Origin of the sequence: Paraflavitalea devenefica, assembly GCF_011759375.1 — a bacterium.
Classification (GTDB): Bacteria; Bacteroidota; Bacteroidia; order Chitinophagales; family Chitinophagaceae; genus Paraflavitalea; species Paraflavitalea devenefica.
Map to the genome: position 1 here is coordinate 388,101 of NZ_JAARML010000005.1, position 13,021 is coordinate 401,121.

4 protein-coding genes are annotated in these 13,021 nt (G+C 46.9%); all 4 read right to left on the minus strand.

Annotated features, from left to right (window positions below; translation table 11 throughout):
* Positions 1-25 precede the first annotated feature (25 nt).
* Genes HB364_RS26335 through HB364_RS26350 form a run of 4 tightly spaced genes read right to left on the minus strand, consistent with a single transcriptional unit; the run spans position 26 to position 12,699 of the window.
* Positions 26-727 carry a hypothetical protein gene (locus HB364_RS26335; RefSeq protein ID WP_167291408.1) on the minus strand — a complete coding sequence of 234 codons (702 nt, stop codon included), beginning with the start codon at positions 725-727 and terminating at the stop codon, positions 26-28.
* A 3-nt stretch (positions 728-730) separates the two neighbouring features.
* Positions 731-6,574, minus strand: a complete 5,844-nt coding sequence (locus HB364_RS26340) for a fibronectin type III domain-containing protein (RefSeq protein ID WP_167291409.1) — start codon at positions 6,572-6,574, stop codon at positions 731-733.
* Positions 6,575-6,614: 40 nt separating this feature from the next.
* On the minus strand, positions 6,615-8,444 hold the full coding sequence (locus HB364_RS26345; protein WP_167291410.1) for a hypothetical protein: 1,830 nt from the start codon (positions 8,442-8,444) through the stop codon (positions 6,615-6,617).
* A 34-nt stretch (positions 8,445-8,478) separates the two neighbouring features.
* A complete protein-coding gene (locus HB364_RS26350) occupies positions 8,479-12,699 on the minus strand; it encodes a hypothetical protein (protein ID WP_167291411.1) in 4,221 nt (1,406 codons plus the stop codon).
* Between the last annotated feature and the right edge of the window lie 322 nt (positions 12,700-13,021).

Below are 13,021 nucleotides of genomic sequence, written 5' to 3' on the forward strand. Positions count from 1 at the left end.
GGTGAATGGTTTTGGTTAGCGAATGTTAGCTGGTATGTATCTTTTCTAATACTGTTAGCATCTTCTCTCCCATAGGTTCGCCTGCATCAATAAAAGGAAGGATGTATTGTTTATTTATTTCGTAAATCCTTTCCTGTGCAGGATTATTAGCCAGCTTTGCAATCAACAGTGATTTAAGCATCAGCATATCATAGTTAAACAACCAGGCTTTACTGATATAATATTGTAGCGGATCGGCTGCAAGCCGGTCAATATCATCATGCAGGACACTATCTAATGCTTCGATGCTGTTGTATTGCTTTAATACAGGGAAGACAAATTGCTCAAAATCGGTTTTCAATTTTTGAATAAGTTCCCGGCATCCGGTCTCAGACAGCTCCACATCAAACCCATAATGCGGCCCCTGTGAGAAAAGATCGAACTCCTTATTCTTTATTTTAACAGGATTAAAAAATAAAGTGCGCTCTGTTGTCACATCCTGCCTTGCATAGCCAAGGATGGATCCGTATAATGTCCAGAAGTTCTCTACCTCTTTAAAATATTTATACACGGCCACTGCCACACTGTAATTTTTAACTGGTTGGTATAAGTTACAGTAGATACGGTCAAGGCCTACCGGCGTTTCGGCCTGGAATTCGCTTAGGTCTTTTACAAAAGAATAGCCTTCCAGTGATAACCAGGTGCCCAGTTCTGCAATCAACATCCTTTCAAAATCAGCTTTTTTCATTTTTTATCTTGGTACTTTAAGTAATTCAATATGTCCGTCCATCATTGTCACCTTATAAATATCGCCAATTCTTATTGATAATCCCTGCAAGCTGGCTGAAGGCTGTCCGTAAGGAAGTACAGGAATAGCCGGTGCATTGGCTCCCCAATAGGAAGAATTGATAAATGTATTCTGAGGAGGTGTATAGTTAGTGCTCAAATCAATTTTTGTTTCCACATAAATAGCAGGCTGGGTAATATCTGCCGCTCCGGTCAAAGCATTGCGCCGGAAAAGAACCACGTCCATGATCGGTTTGGCATCCGGTATATTTACTTGTACCTGTCTTACTGTTAATCTATAGTTTTGATTATAAAATGCCTGTAATTCAGGTACTATTGCAAAATTACCGGTTCTGAAAGCATCTTCCGCCCTGGATATATAGTCTGCTTCAAATAATTTCCCCAATGGGCTTGGCCCCTTTCCTTTGTCTTTAATGGTGGTAGTGGAGAGATTTCCCCTGTCATCTCTAAAGGTTATAGAGATCTCTTCAATTTCGCTTTCGAGCGCCAACGGTAATTTGATTTTACCGTCTGGTTTGGTGGTTTCGTTGATAAGCCAATACTTCATGCCAAAGGTCGCCTCCTGCTGGGACATCCTGTATATCTGCAGCCAGGCCGGGTCTGTATAAAAAGCCGCCCGGAGTGCTGCAGCCCTGGTGCTGTTGCCCAATGCTGTATTATTGGCCAATGAGCGTTCCAGGTTAATAATAGTAGCCGGATCAAATGAATTCAACTCAGTGGCTATTGCCATTCTCACAGCATCATCTGGCGCCGCTTCGAGGAATGCTACCGTGCGTGCCGCATTGGCGAGCTTACCGGTTTTTAAGTTGTTGACGGCTGTTTGTACAGCGGAAGGACTATATGCAGTTCGAGCCGCATTTTCACTGCTTCTTGCCACGTCATCGAGGGCGGTTTGTTCCTGGGCGGTCAATGTTTGTTGGGTACCTCCCTCATTTTCCAGGTATCCCTGTGCCCGGGCAGTATTTACTTCGTTCCTCAACCGCAATGCCTGTGCATTCAATTCCACCGACATGCTGGCCAGCCCATAGCCCAGCTGTATATAGGTCCAGGCTTCCAGGATCCTTTGTCCTTGCTTGGTTTGCACCAGTTTGGTATAGAGTACATCATTAATCACAATATCGGCAACTCCTATACCCATATCCATGATGCCTTTTGCTATCCCTCCGATTTTGCCCAGTGCGGAAGCTCCCTGTATTGCCAGCTTGATCTCATAAGCTCCAACAGCGATCTGTATCACATCGAACGTTAATTCTACTCCCCTGGCAATCCTGCGGTTATTTTCTTCATTCACCAGCGCATACACCATGATGGCGGGTAGTCTTATTTTTTGCCCCTTTTGGAAAGCGAGATTACTGTTCAGCCTGAAATAATCCCTGAACTCAACCAATACCCACTCATAGGGATCAACCGCTTTGAAAGACTCTGCCTGCTCTGTTACATTCACCCGCAGGGTACCTGTAGGATTGGCGCTGAATGATATTTTCTTGTGTTGCAGATTTACTTTCGTGCCATCACCATTAAATGACTTGAAATAAGAGTTGCCTCCACCGACTAATCCTTTCAGGAAGCCGGGATAGAACTTGAATACTTCTTTGTTGGTGATCCGGAGACCAAACTTTTCGGCCACCAGGCAATCCGGGCAGGGTTTGTTAGCCTTAATAGCTTCGAACAACCAGGTAATAAAATTGGTCCATCCTGCAAATCCGGCATCAACCGGGTGGGGATTGTCGAAACCACTAAAATCTGCACACAAACGTTTGAGAACAGTTTCATTGGTATTCCGGGCAAATTCTTTAGCCATCCTGTCAATCAACGTGCCCAGTTCCTGCGATGGCGTATTCTTCAAAAGCTTAAAGGCTAGTTCTTCCTGTTCTGTTTTCAGACCAATGGCGCCACTCATGGATCCATACAGTCCGTAAAGTGTATACTGCGACAGCACTTTGATGAAATCCATCCGTGTATTCATCGGCAGACCCTGAATGTCCTGCTCTGAAGCGAAGTACAGGTAATCAAAGATCTGGCTGGTCGTTACCGTTGCATATTGATACGTGTTGGGGAAATTGCGGGTTTGTGCAACTCTTGTTTCAAGGTGCGCCAGCAACTTCGTATAGAAATATTTATAAAACTCATACGGATTGTTATCGCCAAGTTCCTCGAGGCTTGGGGTTGCAATCAGTTCATGCTCGAACAATGATTTATAACCACCAAGCATTTTACTGATGCAAAAGTTGGAAACCGGATAATTGATACCTTGCTTCCAGCGTCTATACCAGCAGGGATGACTGAAGGCATTAAAGTGTTCAGGATAATGTTTCCTGGCATACGCAATGCTGAGGAGATAAACAATCTCAGGTTTTTCTGAATTATGGATAATAGATTCCAGTATATCAACCGGCAGGTCATTACATTTTCCGGTCATAAATACACTTGGCTTGAATGGCCTTTCCTGGCGGGCAACTGCACTGGCGCTGTTATTGTCAAACAATCTGGGCGCAAAATCAAATACGGTAATGGCTTTTACACTGCTTCCTTTCTCATAATCCGCCAACTGGAGACCATTCTTCAGTTCAAATTTCACCACATGGGCGCCCAATTGCGGCACCTGGTCGTCGTTTTTGGATTTTAACAGGTAGAAAAGGAATCCCTCACGGGTATTATCGGTTGGTTTTATGTAGTTGAACGGCGTTGATCCGCTGATATAGCCGGTGAAATTATTAGCTCCGTCAAATTGAGCTGCATATTCGGTTTTCTTCCCTTCTTCTTCATAGGTAAATCCATTTAAAGTACCGAATAACCGCTTGTTGTTATCCCAATCACACAGGCCGTAATAGAAGTAAGGATAACTTAATTTGCTTTTTTCCAGGTAGATCCTTTGTCCACCAGGTGTAATGAAAGTGAAATACTTCTTATCATTATTCAACAGGCTTGAGTCGAGTGGTAAAACAGCCACCACGTCTTTAGCCTCGTCATTATCTTCCAGGATGCCGGTAACCAGGCCCGGATCATGGATCTGGTCCCACTGAAATTTATATAGGGAAACAGTGGGAGAATCGGAGTAATCCATCAGGTTACTGGTGGAACCCCTCGGTACGTCAATGGTTTCATCAAAGAGGTGGACAAGGTTGAAGGTGCCATGGCCGATTTCATGCGCAATGGTCCTTCTCAGTTTTTGCTGGTCATTGCCAATGGCGCCGGTGAAAATATACCCAAACTGGTTGCCTCTTGGCATATCACCAGCTACAGTAGCTTCGTCTTTTGCCTGGTTGAGAATAAACAAGTACAGTTTATCCTTTATGAAGTCGCGCTCTGATTTGAAAGTCCTGATCAGCGACTTCATTTCTGAACTATACTTGGTGAGCAGATTACTGCCCGAAACATCGAGAACGCCATCCGGATGGGTATCCCATGCAGTGGAAGTCAGTTTGGGCTGGATGGAAACTTTATAACTGACGTTCACTTTTCCATATACCTCATTCAGGTACTGTTGAATGCCAGCTATATCCGTGATGCTGTCCTGAACAGGGATCAACACTACTTCCTTCATGATGTTCTCATAAGAAGGCAATTTGAGTTTACCCAGTGTTATATAACCTCCTGCCTGTGGATAAACGGCAAACAATTCCTGGGCATCACCGGCCGGCCCTCCTACAATGGTTACCTCATATTCACCAGCTACCGATGTTTTGGCAGGGGTGAATACAATGCCTTTACCGGTTACAAATTTTACACTATCGGCCTTATAATTTTGATCGGTAATATCAATTTTTGCAATGACCTTATCAGGTTTGCCGGGAGCCAATGCCTTGCTGGATACGTAGTAGGGGGTGTTGCTGACACTGTCCGTGAGTTTTTCATATTCACGGGCAATAATTAAATTATTGGCAAATCTTTGTTGCCAGCCATCAAATCCATATACCTGTGATGGATGCGGCTTAAAGGCAACTTTTGCCTTACTCAGGTCTATCTTATTGAGCCTGGCTGGGTCCATGCCCGGCAAGCCTCCGCTTTTACCTACTTTGGTAACATTGCCGTTTTTGTCAACATTGTAGATATTGCCGTTAACGTCTTTTATGGTGTAGGGCAGCGTGACGTTGGCCAGGGTATCTCTACCACCATCGGGCCTGAGTATGACAATGCTGGTTACTCCGTTGACGATTGGCAGAACGGGTTGTATACTGGTTGCAGAAGCAATCTCATAATTGGTAATATGGTCTGTTTCGCCATCACCTGTTATTACATCGCCCACATCATTACCTCCGCTTTGTGCATCCCTTTGCTCCTTCCACCATTCCTGCAGATCACGGCTTACAAAATGCACTTCGCCCTGTGATACCATACCGGCATCATCAATATAAATGTTGTTGAACTTTACGGCGAAGACCAGCCCGCCGAGGAAGGGGAGACTTATTTCCCCTTTACCGGAGAACCAGCCGGCCTGGGTGGATACAATGCTATCAGTGGCCCTGATCTCGAAATCGCGATAAGTAATTACGGCGCCCGGTTGCAGGCTGATCATGGGGCGGTTATTATTGCTAACCGGTACATCCGTCACATTATTACATTCAACGGGGATGATCTTTTTAGTACGGAAATAACGCACGTCCGAATACATGCCATAACTGCCATTCTTCCGGCCCTGTATGCGGCACTCATATTCTGTATCGGGTTGAAGATCGAACACGCGCAGCGTATCGGCTTCTGTTTCTGAGGTGAACCAGTTATAACCGCTGCCGCTTTTCTTATAATACACCTTATACCCGTCGAACTTCACAGGATCTTTGGTCCACCACATCTTTCCTTTGCGTTCAGTTTCGCCAATGGCATTCAGGCTTAGTACGCTGTCAAGACTTCCATAGGGATTGGCGCCCGGGCCGCCCCAGGTGAAAGTGCATACTTCGCTAAAGCCATTGTTCCTGAACAGATCAGCTCCATTGATGTCTACCGCCTGCACGCGCCACACATATTCAAAAGTGTCCCGGAACAGGACAGGGGTGGGTAGCAGGTCGAAGAAGGTTTGGTTCAACGGCGTACTGTCTACATAAATAGGCGGCAGGCTATTGGCTATATCATTGGGGTTGGTACCGCGCGGATTGATCTCATACAGGAAATACCGGTAATAGGTACTGTTGCCCGAATTGATAGAGGCGGTATTGCGCGGCATCCAGGAAAAACGGATGAGTGATGAATACTGGGGTTGTATTTTGGACCCGCAGGCAGGCAGGTTCAACAGGGGAGGCTCATTTTTGGCCAGGAAATAAAAGCCATACCCGTCATTGCTTACCTGTACATCCTGCCGGTAATAGTCAAAAGCCGCGAAACCAATCTCATAAAACCCTTCGGGAAGGGCACGGTTTTGCTCATACAAGTCCCGGCTATAGCCAACAAAATCGAGGTTTTCCGATTTGAGGTAGGGTTCCAGCGTGGCCCCGGCAAATACCTGTGCTACGTTGGGCGACAAGGTGATGGCGGTGGGATTAAAGCTGGGACTGGTTTGCATGATCATCCGCCCGTTTAGTTTGACTGTAAGGCGTAACCGTACCTGGTAGGTCGTTTGTGTGGCATCCCTGTTCACCAGGATACACTGCAGCTTATCATTCCCATTCACGGCATAATCGGCCAGGTATACAGAATAGGGGGGCAATATCCTGGTGGTAGACTGTACCGGGAAAATGGTTTGCGCCTGTGCCGCAAGCGTACACAGCAGCATGACTGCTACCAACAGAAAGTTGTTTTTTACTGTCAACGGGCCGGCAACAAACGAAACGAACCGGTGAAAATGCCTGTACATACGCAAAAGGTTAAGGTTTGGGTTTTGATACCTGTTTTTATTACCTGAAATTGAACACATAGCCTACATTGACAGTCATTTCACGAACGCTCTTTTTCAGTAAACTGTTCTTAAAACGGGTTGTATAATTCAAACTGAAGGAGGCGCTATGGCCTGTAATCAGTTTCATCTTTTCTTTAACGGGCTTACCGGCCGGCGGCGTGAGGCCAGCCGTTGCCAAAGATTGCCTGGCAGCCGGTGTTGTTTTCTTGGCCGGGTCTCCTTTTTTCACGGGGGAAAATTGAAGTCCCCACCGCAGGTTCAATACATCATTATTCACGATGCCATTGTTCATGGATTTATTATAAGCAAATGCCACCGTGTTCCTGATCATCTTTTTGAACAATTCATTATTGAGGCTAAATGTGGGACCCATGAATACGGTATTGGTGCCTGCTGCGGTATTTTTATTGTAGCTGAAACCGGTAGAAAGATTGATATTCTTCTCCGTAATGGACAATGTCCAACTGAGGTTACCTGAATAGAAATCCGATAAATTTTGTTTCCCGGTTTCTGTGCTCTCATCATTGGCCCGCTGGTAGGAGGCATTGAACATAAGCCCATGGCGATAGCGGCGATTACCAAAATTATAGCCGGCCATTCCATTAAAAGTCTGGTTTACCTGGTAAAAATTGAGGGTGTCAAACGTATTCTGGTAAAAAGGATCTGCCTGTGGCCGCACGTTGGTGTAGGTGGAGAAATTGGAATAAGTGCCTGCGATGTTCCATTTTTCATTGGGGATCACATTCACATTCATATTGCCTACAAAACGTTTGGTGGTAGATGTTTTCTGTTTATCCAGGTTATCGCGCTGCACCCCTATATTCCCGGAAAAATTCACTTTACCCCTCAGCAGGCGCACGCTGGGCATGATGGTATAATTTTCCAGGTCACTGTTAAAATAATAAGCGCCCAGTGTCTGGTATTCAGGCGCCACCCTTTCATATTTAAGCTGGATAGCATAATTATTGCCGGTGTAGCCAATGCCCACATTGGCCGCGTCAAAAAAGCGGGTGGTATTGCGTGTTTTGATATACCGGGCCAGCAGGCTGTAGTTCTTGGATATCTTTTTGGCGGTGTCGCTGCGGAGATCGCCGGTGAGGCCCGAAATAGCATACTCCACATCCATAAACATACGTTTGCCGATCTTCTTTTTACCACTCAGGCCTATGACCACATTTTCCTTGGGTGTAATGTTGCCACCGGATGGAATAAAAGGGATCGAGTTAGGATCATCTTTAGCTTTGAAAAAGATAACGTCAATGGCCTGCCCGTTCGACTCATAGCCGGCCTTCACTCCAAAGCCGGTGCGTTTAAAGGAAGCCGTCGTATTGGTAGATGCGGTCCGGGCATCGGTATAGGGGATCGCTTCCTTTAAAGTTCCATACATTCCCATCAGCCGCCATTTCTTGGGTGTAAGCTCCAGGCCAAAGCCTTTGAACTGATGGCCGGCAAGGGTATAACTGGAAAAGGTCATATTGCTGGTGCCTACATGTGTTTTGATCCATTTATACTTGGGCGAAAAGCGTATGCGGTTGAAAGGCTGCGTATATCCCAGCCTGGCATTCGTATAAGAAAAGCTGAAAGGAACATCCAGTCCAAACAAGTTGATGTTGATATTGCTGTTGGCATACCAGTTGAACGGGTCGCGCCTGTTGGCAACGCCATTGGCAGTATAGCTGATGGTATTGAGGCTGAATGAACCGTTCAGCTTAATGCCTTTTTTAAAACTGAAAGCCCGCACTTTACTTTCCACGGCATCCAGGTCCTGTGCCGTGCCGGTAACGGCGCAACAAAAGCTGATCAGTATTATGGCAAAATGCTTGTTCATTGACTGGTTATGATATCCGGGATAAAGGAGTTCGTTATTGTTTAATAATTAAAAGATCCCTTGCGTCATTATCAGTCAATATCTTCAGGAAATAGGTGCCGGCCGGCAAGGTGCCGTTGTTGTTCAGGTTGATCGTTTCCATAACCTCTTTTACGGAATTCCAGTGCCGGTAATACAGCAGCGTTCCGGTAATTGTTCTCACATACACATCCAGTCGTTGCTGGCGGAATAGTTTAACCTGCAGCGAGAACTGTCCTGTATTGGGATTGGGCATTACCAGCACGGTATCAATCCCCACTATATTGGGATTGTTGTACACAATGGTAGAATCGAATGGCTTGATCTGCACATTCTTTGTCATCGGGAGGTCGCACCCGCCAAAATATGGCGTCATCTTAATGGCAAAAGAGCCGGCGCTGTTAAACCTGATGCGTGGCGAGAACTGGTTATCATCTACCACAACTGTTCCCGGGGCAAATTCCCACTTCACGGAGTCGGGTCTGGGACTGCATACTTCTTTTGCCACCACCGTATCAAAGGCATTTTGCTTGCTCGATACGAGGAAGTTGACATAGGTATTACTCATATTCCTGGTAACCACCGGTACGGTCATTGTATCGGTACAATTATTAGCGTCTTTTACCTTGACGAGGTAATTGCCCGCAGTAAGGTTGCTGAACTCAACGGAAGGCTGATAACTGGTGCCATTGTTAATAGAATAAGTATACGGCGACACACCTCCGCTGACGGCAAATGTGATCCGGCCGTCAGATGAGCCGATGCAGATCGGTCTGGCCGACACGTTGGTCTGTATTTTATAGGGTTGCGTCAATAATATGACGGAGTCTTTACGGCAGCCCAGTGAATCAGCTACCCGCACCCTATACACGCCTGCCATGAGCGAAGACACAGCAGAAGTACTGGCGCTTACGCCGGTCCAGGTGTAGGTGTACGGTGTTACTTTATTGATACCCGAAGTAACAGTTACCGCAATAGACCCGGTATTGGCATTGAAACAGGTGATATCCTGTTTGGTAACAGCCAATACAGGGCCTGTACTCTTGTAAGTAAGCAGCCTGGTGGTAACGCGTGTACAACCGTTGGCATCTTTTACGGTAACGGTGTATTGTCCCCAGGGCAGATTATTGAATACAGGACTGCTCTGGTAATTTTCCCACCAGCCACCGGTAGTACCGGTCCTTACTACCTTATACTGGTAAGGCGGGACACCACCTGATGCTGTAATGGTAATATTACCGCTGCTGTCAGTAGAGCAGATCGCATTGGTGTACGTAGTATTGGCTGTGATGACCGATGCCGGCTGGGTAAGTGTTACATTTTGGGATACAACACATCCCCGGCCATCTTTTACGTAAACAGTTTTGGCGCCGGCCCCCAGACTGTCAAATACATTGCTGGTTTGCCAGGGACCGTTGGGACTGAGCGCATATTCATAACCTGCGTAATTACCGCCATTGCCTCCTGTTGCATTCACCGTGATCCTGCCATTTAAATTGCCATAGCAGGAAACATGATAGCCATTATAATTCAGGAGGGTAATGGTGAAAGACAGGGCCGATGGCGGACTGGTAATGGTAACCGGATCAGGATGTACCAGCTCACAGCCGAGTGAATCCCTCACCTTCACCGTATAAGTACCCGGGCCAAAGGCATAAGTCTGCGGGTTGTAGGGCGTGGGCGATCCGCCGGAAGGTGTAAAGATATAGGTATAAGCGCCATAGCCGCCCGCTGCTACTGGTACAATACTGCCGGCGCCATTCAGGCATTTAATGTCGGTGACCATTACATTGGAAAGGATGAGGTCATAATCAGGTTCCCGCACAACCAATTCTCCTGAGTAGCTATTACATTGTTGCGCATCTACTGTCTTCAACCTGAATGTGCCGGCATGCAGGTTGGTAAGGGAAGCGCCACTGCCCTGGCCATTGGCCGTATAATCGAACCAGGAATCATTCAGTTTCTGCTGCCAGGTATAACTGAAGCTGCCGGTACCGCCTGTGATGGCATTTAAAGTGATCGCACCATTGTTATTGCCTTTACAAATGGCATGTTGTATAGTGAAGGTATATTGTACATCATTGGGTTGTGTTACCGTAACCGGTGTGGACCAGATCATACTATCGGTACAATTGAGGTCGGCATTCTTTACATACGCCGTATACGTCCCGGCTGGTATATTCACGAAACTTCCCGAAGCTGAAAAGAATGTTTCCAGCGAGGTGCTGTTAACAAGGTAAAAACGGTAAGCCGACTGGCCTCCTGTGGCTGTAAACTGCAACTGGCCATTACCGGCTCCATAGCATGTAATGGGCGTATTACTTACCAGTGATAGGGCAAGCGGCGTCACATTATTAATATCGAAACTGTATTGGTAACCTGCACAGCCTGTACGTTCCGCATCAAGGATACTTAATACATAATTACCGGCTATCAGTTGTGGTACTTCCCATACCGTATCGCGGGTGTCATTGTGCGATGCTATGGTGACGCCATAACTGGTAAGTAAATAATTATATACACCTCCTCCGCGACGGGCTGTTACGGACAGTTTTCCATTGATGGGCGATACACAGGTAGGCTGGCTCACGATTGGTGTAGCATCTACCCTGGTGGGCTCGCCGATCACAATTAGTTCTGCAGATGACTGGTTACAGAAATCTGTCACTTTTACCTGGTAGTTGCCGGGAGCCAGTGAAGTGAACTGACCGGTATAGTTGATCGAAGTAGCGGAGGTAAGGGTATTGGTTATTGAATAAGTGAGGGATGACCGGTTACCTCCCGTACTGGAAAGGTTTACATAGCCGTCCTGTGCACCAAAGCAGGATACCGTTCGGCTATAGGCATCTACCCCCAGTTTAACCGGCGGGAAAGAGTCAATTTTTATGTTCTGGTAAGCATAACAGGCGCCATAACCCCCGCCCGGGTTAGCCACTATGAGGGTGTACTCACCGGCAGGCAGGTTGGTCAGGTTGAGCGAAGTGCCGCTGAAGTTGCCCGATCTGACGCTAAAGCCAATACAGTTTTGATTGGCAGGATCGCAGTACGTGGAAACGTTGTCAAAACCCGCATTAAGTATATAGGAATAAGCTCCAACGCCAGCTATGTTGGCCAGGGAGATGGAACCCGTAGCGCTGCCGGGACAGGAGGGCAGGGATAAAGGGACTTCCGGCAGGGAAGGCGGCGGCCCCGCAACGCTTATTGACATAACATCCGACCAATACGATTCTACCTCATTGTAGGCTTTTACCCGGAAGTAAACGGTTTTTGTAGTGCCGTCATGTACGTTCTGGAAAACGTCGGCCATTGGATTGAATACAATGGAATCTGCATAGGGCGAATTATACGGCAGCGTATTGGTAAGCGGATGCCAGGTGCCATGGATAATAACAGGTGGGAGGTTACAACAGTTGGAAGACTCCCATACCCATATTAATCCCCAGTTGCCCCATTGGTCATAACCATAAGTTTCTATCCAGCGGCCGCAGCCCATCATGGGGTCGGGTGGGCCGCAATACTCGGGGTTGGGCTCCGTCCAGAATTCATTTGAAACAAGGTATTCCCATTTGTATTTGATGCCGGCCTGGTTGAAGTTGTTGTTCTTCGTCTTTAACGTTAATAGCTGGTTGGGACAAATGTTTAACCCAAGCTGATCGGCATTCTTTAATACCGGCATATCCGGGCGCAGAATGGAATAACGTACCTGGAGGTCAACCCAGGAGGTAGGACCATTATAATTGTTCATTCTCGGCAAAGCAGTGAATACGCCTGGCTGAATATTGGTGAAGTCGAAAGTAAAGACCTGTTCCATATCCCACAGGTCGGGATGCTTGAAGGAAACGTCGCTGGTGCCCTGTGAGGTACAGTTGTCGCTTCCGTCTTTGCGTTCATGGTGAGTGCCCAGCCTGATCCTGAACTGGCGGGGAGCGTTAACGTCAACTAAAAATGTATACAAGGTATAGTTCGGATATACTACCGAGTTGGCATTGGAAGTAAGGCAGGAATACAGTAGGTTATACCACTGATCGCTGCCATAATAACTTTCCCGGAACAGCCGGTAACGGGCGCCATTACTGTTGCCATCCCAATAGTTGTTGCCATAGGCCACCACCTTCAGTTCAATCTGATAGGAGGTTTGCGACCAGGCCTGGCCGGACAGAAATAAGATACATAACAGGATGGCTGTAGTATAAAGGTTCTTTGACCGGAGGCTGGCTGGCCTGATAGTACTAAACATAAGACGGGTTTGTTTGGGGGTTAAAGCATTGCATGGCAATGCCACCTGAAACGCAATCAGTCGTCACCAGGAGCGGATTAATGTACAGGACACCAGGCAGCTTACTCCCTGAAAGGCAGGGAATGGCTGGCCGGCGTAAACTATGCGCAGGTATACGGGGAAGCTTTCTGTAGCAGGGAAGCTGTAGAATTAAGCAGCAGAGCAGGTTTCCTTAATGAAGCAATGTTTAAGTGGTCGTGTTAACCAAAAAGCCCGGGAGAGTGATTGTTCTCAATATTTCTGGTGGAGATGGGCGGGGCAACCCATTGTAGTTGCGGTGACT